This window comes from Bordetella saccharivorans, assembly GCF_045862855.1.
Lineage (GTDB): Bacteria > Pseudomonadota > Gammaproteobacteria > Burkholderiales > Burkholderiaceae_B > Bordetella_A > Bordetella_A petrii_F.
Map to the genome: position 1 here is coordinate 740208 of NZ_BAAFZO010000001.1, position 14564 is coordinate 754771.

14 protein-coding genes are annotated in these 14564 nt (G+C 69.6%); 8 read left to right on the top strand and 6 right to left on the bottom strand.

Annotated features, from left to right (window positions below; translation table 11 throughout):
- Nucleotide 1: 1 nt before the first annotated feature.
- The 5 genes from ACKTT0_RS03565 to ACKTT0_RS03585 are packed head-to-tail and all read right to left on the bottom strand — an operon-like array spanning nt 2 to nt 5276.
- Nucleotides 2–871, bottom strand: a complete 870-nt coding sequence (locus tag ACKTT0_RS03565) for a fumarylacetoacetate hydrolase family protein (protein WP_407848177.1) — start codon at nt 869–871, stop codon at nt 2–4.
- Between the two features lie 57 nt (nt 872–928).
- Nucleotides 929–1621 carry a molybdate ABC transporter substrate-binding protein gene (locus ACKTT0_RS03570; protein ID WP_407848179.1) on the bottom strand — a complete coding sequence of 231 codons (693 nt, stop codon included), beginning with the start codon at nt 1619–1621 and terminating at the stop codon, nt 929–931.
- 25 nt (nt 1622–1646) lie between these two features.
- A complete protein-coding gene (locus ACKTT0_RS03575) occupies nt 1647–3815 on the bottom strand; it encodes a molybdopterin cofactor-binding domain-containing protein (protein ID WP_407848181.1) in 2169 nt (722 codons plus the stop codon).
- A complete protein-coding gene (locus ACKTT0_RS03580) occupies nt 3812–4306 on the bottom strand; it encodes a (2Fe-2S)-binding protein (protein ID WP_407848183.1) in 495 nt (164 codons plus the stop codon). The genes ACKTT0_RS03575 and ACKTT0_RS03580 overlap by 4 nt, the downstream gene beginning before the upstream one ends.
- Before the next feature lie 7 nt (nt 4307–4313).
- Nucleotides 4314–5276 (bottom strand): tripartite tricarboxylate transporter substrate binding protein, encoded by a 963-nt coding sequence (locus tag ACKTT0_RS03585; RefSeq protein ID WP_407852377.1) that lies wholly within the window; start codon nt 5274–5276, stop codon nt 4314–4316.
- A 236-nt stretch (nt 5277–5512) separates the two neighbouring features.
- On the opposite strand from ACKTT0_RS03585, the gene ACKTT0_RS03590 reads away from it, so the two are divergent.
- The 7 genes from ACKTT0_RS03590 to ACKTT0_RS03620 all read left to right on the top strand — a co-directional run bounded on the left by ACKTT0_RS03590 (nt 5513) and on the right by ACKTT0_RS03620 (nt 12586).
- Nucleotides 5513–6328: an HAD-IIB family hydrolase gene (locus ACKTT0_RS03590; RefSeq protein ID WP_407848185.1), complete on the top strand. Its 816-nt coding sequence runs from the start codon at nt 5513–5515 to the stop codon at nt 6326–6328.
- Between the two features lie 15 nt (nt 6329–6343).
- Complete coding sequence (locus ACKTT0_RS03595) at nt 6344–7162, top strand: IclR family transcriptional regulator (RefSeq protein WP_407848186.1); 819 nt, start codon at nt 6344–6346, stop codon at nt 7160–7162.
- Nucleotides 7163–7325: 163 nt separating this feature from the next.
- Entirely contained in the window at nt 7326–8336 is a 1011-nt protein-coding gene (gene phnD, locus ACKTT0_RS03600; protein ID WP_407848188.1) for a phosphate/phosphite/phosphonate ABC transporter substrate-binding protein, read from the top strand.
- 2 nt (nt 8337–8338) lie between these two features.
- On the top strand, nt 8339–9112 hold the full coding sequence (phnC, locus tag ACKTT0_RS03605; protein ID WP_407848190.1) for a phosphonate ABC transporter ATP-binding protein: 774 nt from the start codon (nt 8339–8341) through the stop codon (nt 9110–9112).
- Nucleotides 9100–9972 (top strand): phosphonate ABC transporter, permease protein PhnE, encoded by an 873-nt coding sequence (gene phnE / locus ACKTT0_RS03610; RefSeq protein WP_407848191.1) that lies wholly within the window; start codon nt 9100–9102, stop codon nt 9970–9972. Before phnC ends, phnE (ACKTT0_RS03610) begins: the two co-directional genes overlap by 13 nt.
- Nucleotides 9969–10793 (top strand): phosphonate ABC transporter, permease protein PhnE, encoded by an 825-nt coding sequence (phnE, locus tag ACKTT0_RS03615; protein ID WP_407848193.1) that lies wholly within the window; start codon nt 9969–9971, stop codon nt 10791–10793. Before phnE (ACKTT0_RS03610) ends, phnE (ACKTT0_RS03615) begins: the two co-directional genes overlap by 4 nt.
- A gap of 149 nt (nt 10794–10942) precedes the next feature.
- Nucleotides 10943–12586: a CYTH and CHAD domain-containing protein gene (locus tag ACKTT0_RS03620; protein ID WP_407848194.1), complete on the top strand. Its 1644-nt coding sequence runs from the start codon at nt 10943–10945 to the stop codon at nt 12584–12586.
- 33 nt (nt 12587–12619) lie between these two features.
- On the opposite strand, the gene ftsY is transcribed toward ACKTT0_RS03620, so the two are convergent.
- Nucleotides 12620–13885, bottom strand: a complete 1266-nt coding sequence (gene ftsY / locus ACKTT0_RS03625) for a signal recognition particle-docking protein FtsY (RefSeq protein ID WP_407848195.1) — start codon at nt 13883–13885, stop codon at nt 12620–12622.
- A gap of 73 nt (nt 13886–13958) precedes the next feature.
- Here ftsY and rsmD point away from each other — a divergent pair, with 73 nt between their 5' ends.
- Entirely contained in the window at nt 13959–14540 is a 582-nt protein-coding gene (rsmD, locus tag ACKTT0_RS03630; RefSeq protein ID WP_407848197.1) for a 16S rRNA (guanine(966)-N(2))-methyltransferase RsmD, read from the top strand.
- Nucleotides 14541–14564: the final 24 nt, after the last annotated feature.

The following is a 14564-nucleotide window of genomic DNA, read 5'->3' on the forward strand; positions in this document are numbered from 1 at the left end:
ACTATACCTTGAACACGTTCTCGATGTAGCCAATGCCCTCGATCTCGACCCGCACCACGTCGCCGTGCTTCAGGAAGCGCGGCGGATCCATGCCCATCCCGACGCCGGCCGGCGTGCCCGTCGCGATGACGTCGCCGGGATACAGCGTGATGCCGCGCGAGCAGTTCTCGATGATGGCGCCGAGGTCGAAAATCAGGTCGCGCGTATTGGCCGACTGCCGGACCTCGCCGTTGACCAGGCAGCGGATATCGAGATTGCCGGCGTCCAGCTCGTCGGCCGTGACGATCCAGGGACCCATGGGGCAGAACGTGTCGAACGACTTGCCCAGGTGCCATTGGCGGTGGCGCTGCTGCACATCGCGGGCGGTCACGTCGTTGACGATGGTGTAGCCGTAGATGTAGCCGGCCGCGTCAGCCGCGGCAATGTTCTTGCCCTGCTTGCCGATCACCACGCACAGCTCGGCCTCGTAGTCGATCTCCGAGGAAATTCCCTCGGGCAGGCGCACATCGTCGGCGGGCCCCACGACCGACTCGGGCACCTTCGAGAAAATGATGGGCCATGCCTCGCCGTCCTTGCTGTCCTTGAAGATGGAGCCGGACAACTCGTTGGCGTGCTCATGGTAATTGCGCCCCACGCAGAAGACATTGCGCGGCGGACGCGGCACCGGCGCGCGCAGGCGCAGCCCGCCCAGCGGCTGCGCGGGGCCCGCCCGGCCGGCGAGCTCGGCCAGGGGGATCTGCGCGGTGATCAAGGGCAGGATGCCGGCCCCGGGATCCACGCCGTCCAGGTCCAGGGGACGGATGGATCCGCCATCCTCCGACACAATGCCGATGCGGGGAACGCCCCGCTCTTCATATGCAGCTAGCCTCACTTCGTTTCCTCTCTGGTTGACAATTGCCGTCGCGCCAAGCAACGCCGGCGGCCGGGTTCAGACCCTGAACCCATGCGCATTCTTGTAGGCGTCCAGGTCGCGGCCGGCCAGCAGGTCGATCAGCCGGCCCGCCAGGGCCGTCTCGCGCGCGTCCGTGGTCACGGCCGCGGTGTACACCGTGTCCAGCTCGCAGCCCGCGGGCAGCAGGCCGACGGCCTGCACCCCGGGGCTGTACAGAATCTCGGTGATCTGGGTGCAGCCCACCGGCCGGCCGGACGCCTCGGCCATGGCCTTCATGGCCGTGGCGCCGTTGGGAAACTCCCTGACCTTCGCCGCGACGGCGTCCAGCACGCCCAGTTGCCGGAAGACCTGCTGCATGTGCTGGCCGGCGGTGGAGCGCTGCATGTCCGGCACATACACCGCGTCGGCATCCAGCAGGGCGCGCCCGAAGGCCTCCGGCGTATCCACCGCCACGGGCGGGCTGCCCGCCTTGACGCCCACCCCGGTGCTCACCACTCCCAGGTCGCGAATGCTGGCGGGCCGGACCTTGCCCTCGCCGGCCAGGCTGTCGACCAGCTTGCGCGACAGGATCACGATATCGCACTCGGCGCCCGCCAGCAGCTTTTCCTTCATGGCGCCCACGGCGCCGAACTCGCCCTCGATCCGGCAGCCAGCCTCGGCCTCGAACCGGGCGCGGACGTGCTCGACCAGGCCCAGGGCGGCGCCTCCGCTCAAGATGGACAGCTTCATTCATGCTCCTTCAGTTGTACGCGCATCATGCCTGCGCCTCGATGGCGCGCGCGATGTTGTCGAAATCCAGCGGCAGCACCGCCACGCGCAGCCCCAGCGCGTCGCGCACCGCGTTGCCGATGGCGCCGGCGGTGGGACCGAGCGACGGCTCGCCCGCGCCCGCCGCCGGCTGGTCGGGCCTGGACAGGATCCGCACCCGCACGTCGGGAATGTCGGGGAACCGGATGATCGGATACTGTTCCCACTGGTCGTCGGTCAGCCGCCGGTCGTTGAAGCGCACTTGCTCCATCAGGGCCCAGGAACAGGCCTGGATCGCGCCGCCCTCGATCTGCTGCGTCACGCCGTCCGCATCGATGACCTCGCCGACGTCCACGGCGATGAACAAGTCATGCACGCTGACCTTTTCCGCCACCGACACGCGCGCGACGACGGCGCAATAGGCGCCCTTGTTCTTGTAGCGCGCGAACCCCATCCCCCAGCCGCTATCGCCGTCGCGGCCGTGCCGGCCGTCCCAGCCGCTCATGTCGCGCACGGCCTCGATGACGGCAACGGCGCGCGCATCGGACAGCATGCCGAGCCGGTAGTCGGCCGGGTCGATCGCGTGGGCGCGCGCGATGTCGTCGATCATCGCTTCAATGGCGAACACATTGGCGAAGGCCCCCAGCGAGCGCAGCGAAGACGTGCGCACCGGCATGCGCACCACCCGGTGCGAGGACAGCGCGCTGCACGGGATGTCATAGCAGGGGATGATATTGCGCTCGGCGCCGCCGCCCGCGGCGATCGGCGCGTTGATGGCGGACAGCCACGGGCTGGGGTGCTCCCGGTGCCAGCTGCCCAGCAGGGTCGGCGTCGGCGCCCGACCGGGCCGCAGGCTGTGGCCGGGGCTCCACACATCGGCGCGCCAGTCCAGTATGCGGCCCCGGGCGTCCACATCCACTTGCAGCCGCACCGACATCGGCGGGCCTTGCGGCGCCCAGCACAGCTCGTCCGCGCGGGACCACTGCACGCGCACATGGCGCCCCGGCGCATGCCGCGCCAGCCAGGCCGCGTCGAAGGCGACATCGTCGGCGCCATTGTGCCCGTAGCATCCCGCCCCCGGCACATGCTCCACGACGATGCGGTCGTGCGCCAGGTCCAGCGCGACGGCGAGATCGTCCCTGAGGTTGTAGATGCCCTGCGCGTGCGTCCATACATGCAGCGCGCCGTCCTCGCGCGCGCAGGCATGCGCGCAGGACGGCCCGATGGAGGCATGCTTGATGAAGGGCTTGAAGTAATCGGCGGTATAGGTGGCCGCGACCGCCGCGCCAGGCGTCGCGGCGGGAATGTCCTGCCGGTAGACCGTGGTGTCGCAGGTCTGGCGCCGCAGCCATGCCGGCAATTCCTCCTGCGCCGGCAGGCAGGCCTGCTCGCGCCACCGCGCCGATGCCGCCAGGCGCTCCACCGCCATGACGGCAACATGCTCTTGTTCGGCCAGCACGCCGACCAGCGAGCCATCCCGCACGACCTGCACGGGGCAGGCCAGGCCCTGTGCGGCGCCCGCATCCAGGTGCTCTAGCCGCGCCCCGATGGACGGCGGACGCAGCATGCGCCCATGCAGCATGGCGGGCGCCGCCATGTCGTGGATGAAACCGAACCGGCCGTGCGCCTTGTCGGCCAGACCGAGCGCGGGGCCTGCCGCCTCTTGCACGGCGGCGAGCCGCGCCCCGGCCGCGTCGGGCGGGGCCGGCTCGACCGGCACGTCCAGGTCCACCTGCCCGGCCAGGGTCCAGTAGCTGCCCAGCGCCCGGTCGCCGGCCAGGAACACGCCATCGCGCACGCGGACCGCCGCCACGTCGACGCCGGCCACGGCGGCGGCATGCGCGGCGAACAGCCGCCGCGCGTGGCCGCACGCCATCCGGAGCGACATGCCGGAATGCTGGACCGACAGGCTGCCCGAGGTCACCGATTCATCGGGGCTCAGGCCGGTGCGGGCGGGCGCCATCCGGATGCGCGCCATCGGCACGCCCAGCGCCCGCGCGGCGATGCGCGCCAGCGCGGTCAGGATGTTCTGCCCCAGCTCGACCTTGCCCGAGCGGATCGAGATGGTCCCGCCCTCCTCGTCGCGCACCTCGAGCCAGGTCGACAGCCTGGGATTGCCCTTCAGGCTGACGGGCATGCCGTCGTCCGATGCGAGCGGCGCGAATGCCGGTTTCATCGCGCGCCTCCCGCATCGGTATCGGCCGCCGCGGCGCTGATGGCGCGGATCACCCGCAGGTGGCTGCCGCAGCGGCACAGGTTGCGGGCCATGTGCGCGCGGATCTCCTTGCCGTCGGGCGAGGGCTGCCGGGCCAGCAGCCCGGCGCCCGCCACCAGCATGCCGGACGTGCAGTAGCCGCATTGCGCCGCGCCATGCTCGACAAAGGCGCGCTGCAGCCGGGCGCCGGCGGGCAGGCTGGCCAGGCCCTCCACGGTCACCACCTGCTTGCCGGCCACCGACCACAGCGGCGTGTTACAGGCATAGACAGGCACCTCGTCGACCAGCACCATGCAGGCGCCGCAATTGCCCTCGCCGCAGCCGTAATGCGAGCCCTTGAGGCCCAGCTCGTTGCGCAGGATATCGAGCAGGAAGCGCTGCTCGTGCGCCTCGACCTCGCGGCGCGCGCCATTCAGGTTCATGACCGTTGTCATCTGTTCGTCTTGCGTCATGGCCGGCTCACTGCTGCACCATGCCGGCGTCCAGGGCGATCTTGCGCAGGCGCTCGATGTCCTGCTGCAAGTATTTCCTGAAGGCCGGCGGGTCCATGACCATGGGCGAGACGCCATCCTTGCGCCATTGCTGCTCGACCTGTGGATCCCCGGCGATCTCGCCGATGGCGCGGTTGAGCTTGGCGACGATCTCCGGCGCGGTGCCCTTGGGCGCCAGCAGGCCCAGCCAGATGTTGGCCTCGTAGCCGGGCAGCCCGGCCTCGCTCACGGTGGGCAAGTCGGGGAACACCGGCGATCGTTCCTTGCCCGTGGTGGCCAGCGCCTTGACGCGGCCATCGTCGACGAATGCCTGCATGGTGGCGATCGCATCGAACATGTAGTCGACTTCGCCGGCGGCCACGCCGGTGCGCGCCTGGCCGCTGCTCTTGTAGGGCACGTGCTGCACCTTGGTCCCGGCCATGGAACTGAAGAGCTCGCCGGCAATGTGGTACGGCGTGCCGATGCCGGAACTGGCGTAATTGAGCTCGCCCGGCTTCTGCTTTTCGAGCGCCACCAGGTCCCCGACGCTGGCGACATCCAGCCCTTTCTTCGCCACCAGCACCAGGCTTGCCTCGTTGATGGGGGCGACCGGCTCGAAGTCCTTCATCAGGTCGTAGGGCCGGTCCTTCAGCAAGGTCTCGTTCACGGTCTGCGTATTGGACATGACCAGCAGCGTGTAGCCGTCGGGCTGCGCGCGCGCCACGTAGGCCGTGCCGATGACCCCGCCGCCGCCCGGCTTGTTCTCCACCACGACGGACTGGCCGAACTGCTTCTGGAGCCGGTCGCCCAGGTAACGGGCATAGACATCGGCGGAGCCACCTGCACCAAATGGTACAACTATGGTTATAGGCCGGCGGGGATAGTCCCCGGCCGCCCCCGCGGCCCCCGCGGCTCCCGCAGGCGCCGCGGCGAACACGGCGCTCGCCATCATAAGCCAGGAAATCAGGCGTTTTTCGTTCAAGGTGTCTCCTCCTTGGTTGGCAGCGTCGGGGCGTCCGCGCCGCGTGTCATCATGACAGCAAAGAGTACCAGTTAGAGTCCAAATTACCAATATTTTTTAATTGGTTCACTAATTGGTATATCCCTCTCTTCCACATCCGCCTCGCAGCCGCCGGGCGAACGGTAAACTCCGCCCAGGACAAAACCCGCCGCATCCCAAGGACCCTCATGCAAGCGCTCGCCGCCATGCCTGCCACCGTCGCCGCCGCGGTACGCATCGTGCTCACCGACATCGACGACACCCTGACCACCGACGGGCGCCTGCCCGCCGATGCCTACGCCGCGCTGGAGCGGCTGGAAGCGGCCGGCATCCAGGTGGTGCCCATCACCGGGCGCCCGGCCGGCTGGTGCGACCACATCGCCCGCATGTGGCCGGTGCGCGCCGTGGTGGGCGAGAACGGCGCCTTCTATTACGCCTACGACCGCGCGGCGCGCCGCATGAAAACCCACTACTGGGCCGACGCCCGCGCACGCGCGCAGAACCGCGCCCGGCTGGACGCCATCCGCGAGCGCGTGCTGCGCGAGGTGCCCGGCGCCGCCGTGGCCAGCGACCAGGACTACCGGGTGGCCGACCTGGCCATCGATTTCTGCGAAGACGTGCCGGCCCTGCCCGACGCCGCCATCAACCGCATCGTCGAGATCTTCCGCGAGGCCGGCGCGCAGGCCAAGGTCAGCTCGATCCACGTCAACGGCTGGTTCGGCGACTACGACAAGCTCGCCATGACCCGCACGCTGTTCGAGCGCGAACTGGGGCTGGACATCCGCCAGGCCCTGCCCACCTGCCTGTTCATCGGCGACTCGCCCAACGACGAACCCATGTTCGCGTTCTTCCCCGTGTCGGTGGGCGTGGCCAATATCCAGGCCCAGTTGCACCGGCTGGAGCACCGCCCCGCCTATGTGGCCGCGCGCCATGGCGGAGGCGGCTTCGTCGAGATGGCCGAGCGCCTGCTGGCGGCGCGCGGCGCGCTGTCGTCCGCCGCCTGAGGAGGCCATCCGTCCATGAGCAGCGCTGCCACCCCCTCCGCCAAGCCGGCCGGCGACGGCCGCCGCAGCATCCAGTCGGTCGAAGTCGGCTTCCCGCTGCTGGCGGCGCTGGTCGATGCCGGCAAGCCGCTCACCCTGCGCGACCTGGCCGGCGCGGCCGGCATGACCTCGGCCAAGGCGCATCCCTACCTGGTCAGCTTCATCCGCGTCGGCCTGGTGCAGCAGGACGCGGTCACCGGCCAGTACGAGCTCGGTCCCTTCGCGCTGCAGATGGGCCTGGTCAGCCTGCAGCGGCTGGACCCGGTGCGGGTGGCCATGCCGGAGATCGCCAAGCTGCAGTCCGAGATCGGCCACACGCTGGGCATCGCGGTGCTGGGCTCGCACGGCCCCACCATGATCCACATGACCGAGGCCAGCTACCCGGTGCACGTGAACATGCGCAAGGGCACTGTCATGTCGATGCTGCATACCGCCACCGGCCTGGTCTTCGCGGCCTGGCTGCCGCCCAAGGTCGCCGAGCACTACATCGCCCGCGAGGAAGGCGACACCGCCGTCATCGCCGGCCGGCAGCCGCCCCGCAAGGTGGCCTATGCCGAGATCGAGGCCCGGTTGGCCGACATCCGCGTGCACGGCATGGCACGGGCCATCGGCAACCCGCTGCCCGGCGTGGACGCCCTCTCGGTGCCGGTATTCGACAGCACCGGCAACGTGGTGCTGGCCCTGACCAGCCTGGGGCCGTCCGGCCTGTTCGACATCGCCTGGGACGGCGCCATCGCCCGCCCGCTGCTGGCCTGCGCGAAGGAAATCTCGCGCAAACTGGGATATCGCGCATAAAACCCGGCGGTGACCGCAAAACGAAAGCAAATCGAAAAAAACGAAAGCGACACGAAAGCAACACGAAAACAAAGGCAGGTATTTACCCGGCTGGGCGAGTTCGTTTTTTTGTGTTTGAATAAATGTGTCTAGTCATATTCGAACACTCAAGAGGAGACGCACCATGCCAGCCCTGCGCCTGTTGCAGGCCGCCGCCGCCATCGCCATGGCGTGCGGTTTCCAGGCGGCCCATGCCGCCGACGCCTGCCCCAACCGCGGCGATCTCGACCAGATGTACTGCGATGCCAACAAGGACCTGGTCGCCGATACGCCCACCGACGCCGACAAACTCAAGACGCCGTCGACCCTGGTGTTCACCTACACCCCGGTCGAAGACCCGGCCGTATACGCCAACATCTTCAAGCCGTTCACCGAATACCTGGGCGAATGCACCGGCAAGCGCGTGGTGTTCTACCAGGTGCAGAGCAACGCCGCCGAGATCGAAGCCATGCGCTCGGGCCGCCTGCACGTGGGCGGCTTTTCCACCGGCCCGACCGCCTACGCGGTCAATATCGCCGGCGCCGTGCCGTTCGCCGTCAAGGGCTACGCGGACGGCTTCCAGGGCTACAACCTGATCGTCATCGTCAAGAAAGACAGCCCCTACCAGAAGCTCAGCGACCTCAAGGGCAAGAAACTGGCCCATACCTCGCCGTCGTCGAACTCCGGCCACATGGCGCCGGTGGCGCTGTTCCCCAAGGAAGGCCTGGTGCCGGACAAGGACTACAAGATCATCTTCTCGGGCAAGCACGACCAGTCCGTCATGGGCGTCAACTCGGGCGACTACGATGCCGCCGCGGTAGCGTCGGACGTATTCCACCGCATGGCCGAGCGCGGCCAGGTCAAGGAAGAAGATTTCCGCATCATCTACACCAGCGAGAAATTCCCGACCTCGTCGTTCTCGTATGCGCACGACCTCGAGCCCAAGTTCCGCGACAAGATGCTCAAGTGCTTCTACGACTTCCGCTTCCCGGATGAAATGAAGGAAGCCTTCGACGGCGCCGACCGCTTCTACCCGGTGACCTACCAGAAGGACTGGGCCATCGTGCGCCAGGTGGCGGAATCGGGCGGCGAGCGCTTCAACCGCGACGCCTATGACCGCGAAACCGCCAAGAGCAAGAGCAAAGGCAAGCAGTAAGCATGACCACATCTTTACGTATTGCCGGCCTGGTCAAGGAATACCGGGCCGGCAGGCCGGTGCTCAAGGGCATCGACCTGCAGGTCGAAGGCCAGGGCCTGACCGCCATCATCGGCCCGTCCGGCACCGGCAAGAGCACGCTGTTGCGCTGTATCAACCGGCTGATCGACCCCACCCGCGGTGAGATCGTGCTGCGGACCGAGGCCGGCGCGGTGGTCGACCTGGCCGCCATCCGCGGCACGGCGCTGCGCCAGGCGCGGCGCCGCATCGGCATGGTGTTCCAGGAATACAACCTGGTCGAGCGCCTGACCGTGATGGAAAACCTGCTGACCGGCCGGCTGGGCTACAGCAGCGCCCTCAACGCCTGGATGCGGCGCTTCGAGCCCGACGACATCGAGCGCGCCTACCAGTTGCTGGACGTGGTCGGCCTGGGCGGCTTCGGCGACCAGCGCGCCGACGCCCTGTCGGGCGGGCAACGCCAGCGCGTGGGCATCGCGCGCGCCCTGATGCAGCGTCCGCAACTGCTGCTGGCCGACGAACCCACTTCCTCGCTCGACCCCAAGACCTCGGTCGAGATCATGGAACTGCTGGCCGCGCAGGGCAACGCCAATGGCATCCCGGTGCTGGTCAACATCCACGACGTGGAGCTGGCGCGCCGTTATGCCAGCCGCATCGTCGGCATGTCGGGCGGCCACATCGTCTACGACGGCGACGGCCGCGGCCTGGACACCGCCACGCTCAAGACCATCTACGGAGGCGAGTCGTGGCTGCAGTGAAGCGCCGCCCGTTCGCGCTGTCCTGGCAGGCCAGGCTCAGCGCCGTGCTGGTATTTGTCTACGCGCTGTATGCGGCCGGGCAACTGGACTTCAGCCTGGCGCGCTTCCAGGACGGCCTGGGGCACGCCGCCACGCTGCTGGGCCGCATGTTCCCCCCGCGCATCCAGCAGCCGGACACGCTGTGGCAAGGCCTGGCCGAAAGCCTGGAGATCGCCGTGCTGGCCTCGGTGCTGGGCATCGTGGTGGCCCTGCCCATCGGCTTGCTGGGCGCGCGCAACCTGATGCCGTCCTGGGCCTCCTGGCCAGCCCGGGCCATCGTGGCGCTGTGCCGCTCGCTGCACCCGGTGATCGTCGCCATCCTGTTCGTCAAGGCGGTCGGCTTCGGCGCCCTGGCCGGCATCCTGGCGCTGGCGGTGGCATCAGTCGGCTTCATCGGCAAGCTGTTCACCGAGTCCATCGAGGAAATCTCGCTCAAGCAGGTCGAGGCGGTGCGCGCCACCGGCGCCTCGTTCGCCAACGTGATCCTGTTCGGCGTGCTGCCGCAGGTATTCGCGCGCTTCATCGGCTTCGCCACCTACCAGTTCGACTCCAACCTGCGCAACTCCACCATGGTCGGCATCGTCGGCGCGGGCGGCATCGGCGGCACGCTGTTCTCGGCCTTCCAGCGCTTCGACTACGATTTCGTGGCGGCCATCCTCATCACCCTGATCGCCATCATCATGGTCGGCGAGTTGCTGGCGCGCTTCGTGCGCGCGGTGTTCCTCGACAACCTCGGCTTCGACACCATCCTGCAGCGCCGCTTCGACGCGGCGCGCGGCCTGGGCGGCAAGCCGCCGGCGCGGCCGGAGGCGGACGAATGAACAGCACCGCCACCCCGCTGGCCGGCGCCGGCTATCCGCGCACCTGGCAGCGCTACACCATGGGCCAGCGGCTGCTGCGCTTCGCGCTGTACCTGCTGGTGGTCGCGGCCATCGTGCAGGCGCTGCGCAGCGTCGAGATCATCCCCGAGTTCCTCTACGACGCGCCCGAGCAAATGGCCGACCTGTTGCGGCGCATGTGGCCGATCGACTGGTCGTACTACCCGGAGGGCGTGCACGGGCCGCTGCTCGAAACCCTGCACATCGCCACGCTGGGCACCATCCTGTCGGTGCTGCTGGCCGTGCCGGTGGGGCTGCTGGCGGCCAACAATCTGACCCCCAGCCGCCTGGTCAACCAACTGGCGCGCCTCATCCTGGTGTCCAGCCGCTCGGTCAATTCGCTGGTGTGGGCGCTGCTGTTCATCGCCATATTCGGGCCTGGCGCGCTGGCCGGGACCCTCGCCATCGCGTTCCGCTCCATCGGCTTCGTCGGCAAGCTGGTGGGCGAGGCCATCGAAGAAGCGCAGCGCGGCCCGGTCGAGGCCCTGACCGCCACCGGCGCCAGCAAGGGCGCGATCCTCTGGTACGGCTACTGGCCGCAGATCCGCCCGGCGTTCTGGTCCATCGTCCTGCTGCGCTGGGACATCAACGTGCGCGAGTCGGCCGTGCTGGGCCTGGTGGGCGCGGGCGGCATCGGCATGGCGCTCGATACCGCGCTGAACCTGTTCCAGTGGGATCGCGTGGCCCTGGTGCTGGCCGCTATCTTCGCCGTGGTGATCGTCGCGGAAATCCTCATCACGCAGGCGCGCAAGCGGATCCTGTAGGGCGCGCCTGGCGTTCCCCGCAAGATGCTGGCAGGTGTCAGACACCTTTCCCTCTCCCCGCCCGCTTCGATGAACTTTTCATGACTAGTCATCAAATCGGCGCGCCCGATTGAGTACCATTGGCTGTTTACCAGCACTGGTCGCGGGCCATGTCAGAACAAGAATTGAAATTGCACGTCCCGGCCGCGGCGCGCCGGCCGGTCCAGGATGAAATCCGCCAGCGCGATGCCACACGCATCCGCCTCCATGCCCTCTATTTCGACACGCCCGCGCGCGAACTGGCGCGCGCCCGCATTGCGCTGCGTCTGCGCCAGGAAGGCCGCGAATGGGTGCAGACGCTGAAGATGCCCGGCGCCGACGCCATCACCCGCGTCGAGATCAACCACCCCCGCCCCGGCCCGGTCCTGGACCTGTCCGTATACGCCGGCACCGAAGTCGAGGCGCCGTTGGCCGCCATCAAGGGCGAACTGGGGCTGCGCTACGAGACCGACGTGCAGCGGCTGGTGCGCAAGGTGCGCAGCCGCCAGGGCACGGTCGAACTGGCCTACGACACCGGCATCCTGCGCGCCGGCGCGCTGGAACTGCCCATTTCCGAACTCGAATTCGAGCTGGTGTCCGGCCGGCCGGCGGCGATCTTCGCGGTGGCGCGCCGCTGGCAGCAGCGTCACTGGCTGGTGCTGGACGCGCGCAGCAAGTCCGAACGCGGCGACGCGCTGGCCAGCCTGGCCCGCGAGCTGGCGACGCTGGACCCGGCCGCGCCCGACACCGAGGCGCGCCGCGCCACGATCATCGCGCGCTTCTGGGCGCCGCGCGGCGCCGCGCCGGTGGTGCTGGACGACTCCCTGGATGCGCCCGGCGCCATGGGCCGCGTCGCCGCCGAATGCCTGGACCAGATCGCGCGCAATGCCGCCGTGCTGGCCGAGGTGGACACCCTGGGCGTCTATCCCGCCGGCAACTCGGAGCACGTGCACCAGTTGCGTGTCGGCATGCGCCGCCTGCGCTCGGCCTGGCGGCTGTTCGACGGCTGGACCGCGCCGCCGCCAGACCCGGTACTGCAGGGCGCGCGCACGCACTTCGGCGCATTCGGCCAGAACCGCGACCAGGACGTGCTGAACGAATCCGTCACCCCCGCGCTGCTGCGCGCCGGCATGCCGGTGCTGAGCTTCGACACGCCGCCGCCGGACATCGATTCGCAGGCCATCGCGGCCAGCGCCGGCTTCCAGGGCTGGCTGCTCGATGCGCTGGAATGGAGCCTGGCCGTGCAGCCGCCCGCGCCGGCCAGCGCGCCCGAAGCGGCGGCCATGTCCGACCAGGCTCCGGAACCGGCCATGCGGCTGGACGGCACGGCCGCCCCTTCGCCCGTCACGCCCACGATCATCCCGCTGGCCGCCGAGCCCGGGCCGCAGCCCTTGCGCAAGCTGCTGGCGAACCGCCTGCATCGCTGGCACAGCAAGGTGGCCGCGCAGGGCAAGCGGTTCCGCACGCTCGACATCCCGGCGCGGCACGAACTGCGCAAGCGCGGCAAGCGCCTGCGCTACGGCCTGTCGTTCGCCGAATCGCTGCTGCCGCAGGCGCGGCTGCGCGGCTACCGCAAGCAATTGGCCGAAGTACAGGACCTGCTGGGCGAGATCAACGACCTGGCCATGGCCAAGGACTACTACCAGGCGTGCACGGACGCGCATCCGCAAGCCTGGTTCGCGCTGGGCTGGATCAGCGCCCGGCTCGACAAGCTGACCGCCGAGGCGCAGCAGGCCTTCGACCGGCTGGCCGACGCCAAGCCCTTCTGGAAATAGCGGCCGGGCGGCGGCGGCCCGGACCGCCCGCGTTCAATCGGCCAGCAGCGCGGCCGCGAACTCGTCGGCCACGAACGGCTGCAGGTCTTCCATGCCCTCGCCCACGCCGATCCAGTACACCGGCACCGGCCGCACTCCCTGGCTGCCGGAGGCCACGGCCGCCAGCGTGCCGCCCTTGGCGGTTCCGTCCAGCTTGGTGACCACCAGGCCGGTCAGCTGGATGGCCGCGTCGAAGGCGCGGATCTGCGCCAGGGCGTTCTGGCCGGTATTGCCGTCGACCACCAGCAGTACCTCGTGCGGCGCCGCGCCGTCGGCCTTGCCGATGACGCGGCGGATTTTCTTCAGCTCTTCCATCAGGTGCAGCTGGGTCGGCAGGCGGCCGGCCGTGTCCACCATGACCACGCCCGCGCCGCGCGCGCGGCCGGCATTGACCGCGTCGAACGCCACCGCGGCGGGGTCGCCGCCTTCCTGGGCAATGACGCTGACATTGTTGCGGCTGCCCCATTCGATCAGTTGCTCGCGGGCCGCCGCGCGGAAGGTGTCGCCGGCGGCCAGCAGCACGCTGGCGCCCTGCCGCTGGAAAGCATGGGCCAGCTTGCCGATGGAAGTGGTCTTGCCGGCGCCGTTGACGCCGGCGATCATCACCACCAGCGGACTGGCGCGCCGCAAGTCGAACGGCCGCTCGAGCGGCCGCAGATGGTCGGCCAGCACCTGGCGCAGCGCGGCCTTGACCTTGGCGGGGTCTTCGATGCGTTCCTTGCGCACGCGCGCGCGCAAGGCGGTCAGCAGCTGCTCGGTGGCCTCGAGGCCGGCGTCGGCCATGATCAGCGCCGATTCGAGCTCTTCGAACAGGGTTTCGTCGACCTTGACGCCCACGAACAGGCCGCCCAGGCTCTGGCCGGTGCGCGACAGGCCCTGCTTGAGCCGGCCCAGCCAGGAAGTCTTCCTGGCCGGTTCGGCGGCGGCGGGCGCGGTGGTGGCGGGCTCCGGCGGAACGACCGGTTCGGGTCGCGGCTCCGGCACGGCCTCGGCGGGCCGGGCCGGCGCGGGCTCGGCTGACTGGGCCGGCGCCGGCGCGGCCGGCGGGGCAGCAACCGGCGCGGACGCCGGCGGCTGCGGGGACGCCGGCTCGACCGCGGGCGCGGGACGGCCCGTGTCAGGCTCGGGCGCCGGGGCCGGCGCGGGGCCCTCGGGCGGCGATTCTACGGCTGGCGGCGCCGCGGGCGCGTCCGCCGGCGGCGCGGCATCGGGCTGCGCGGGGGCGGGCGGCGGGGATTTTTTCTTGAAGAAGCGAAACATGGACGAAAGTATATTCCGCCGGGCGGCCGGGTGCCGCCGGGCCGGCTACTATTCGCCCGAGGAGGTCGTTTTCTTGAAGAAATCCAGCACGGGCGGCAAGCCCATCCGCATCGTCGCCGGCCAGTACCGGCGCACGCCCATCGCCGTGCCCGACGTGCCGGGCCTGCGGCCCACGCCCGACCGCGTGCGCGAAACCCTGTTCAACTGGCTGGCCCACTTGTGGGGCGGCGAATTCGCCGGCAAGCAGGTGCTGGACCTGTTCGCCGGCAGCGGCGCGCTCGGCTTCGAGGCCGCCTCGCGCGGCGTATCGCACGTCCAGATGGTGGAAGCCGACCGCACCGCCCTGGCCGCCCTGCGCGGCTTGCGCGACAAGCTGCAGGCCCAGGCGGTGCGCATCCATGCCGGCGACGCCATGCAGGTTGTCGAGCGCATGGACGCTTCCCGGTTCGACCTGGTCCTGCTCGACCCGCCCTTCGGCCAGGGCTGGCTGCCGCGCCTGTGGCCCCTGCTGCCCGGCATCCTGGCCAGCCACGGCCTGGTCTATGCCGAGTCGGAAGCGCCCCTGGACCCGCCTGCTGGCTTCGAGGTGCTGCGACACGACCGGGCGGGCGCCGTCCACTACGGGCTGCTGCAATTTGCTGCAATGCGCAATTAGGTCAATAATCCGGAATTCGGAGGA

Coding starts and splice junctions, on each gene's coding strand:
- phnC (WP_407848190.1), top strand. CDS start 8,339: ATGACCACATCTTTACGTATTGCCGGCCTGGTCAAGGAATACCGGGCC.
- ACKTT0_RS03570 (WP_407848179.1), bottom strand. CDS start 1,621: ATGAAGCTGTCCATCTTGAGCGGAGGCGCCGCCCTGGGCCTGGTCGAG.
- ftsY (WP_407848195.1), bottom strand. CDS start 13,885: ATGTTTCGCTTCTTCAAGAAAAAATCCCCGCCGCCCGCCCCCGCGCAG.
- phnE (WP_407848193.1), top strand. CDS start 9,969: ATGAACAGCACCGCCACCCCGCTGGCCGGCGCCGGCTATCCGCGCACC.
- ACKTT0_RS03575 (WP_407848181.1), bottom strand. CDS start 3,815: ATGAAACCGGCATTCGCGCCGCTCGCATCGGACGACGGCATGCCCGTC.
- phnD (WP_407848188.1), top strand. CDS start 7,326: ATGCCAGCCCTGCGCCTGTTGCAGGCCGCCGCCGCCATCGCCATGGCG.
- ACKTT0_RS03585 (WP_407852377.1), bottom strand. CDS start 5,276: ATGATGGCGAGCGCCGTGTTCGCCGCGGCGCCTGCGGGAGCCGCGGGG.
- ACKTT0_RS03620 (WP_407848194.1), top strand. CDS start 10,943: ATGTCAGAACAAGAATTGAAATTGCACGTCCCGGCCGCGGCGCGCCGG.
- ACKTT0_RS03590 (WP_407848185.1), top strand. CDS start 5,513: ATGCAAGCGCTCGCCGCCATGCCTGCCACCGTCGCCGCCGCGGTACGC.
- ACKTT0_RS03580 (WP_407848183.1), bottom strand. CDS start 4,306: ATGACGCAAGACGAACAGATGACAACGGTCATGAACCTGAATGGCGCG.
- ACKTT0_RS03595 (WP_407848186.1), top strand. CDS start 6,344: ATGAGCAGCGCTGCCACCCCCTCCGCCAAGCCGGCCGGCGACGGCCGC.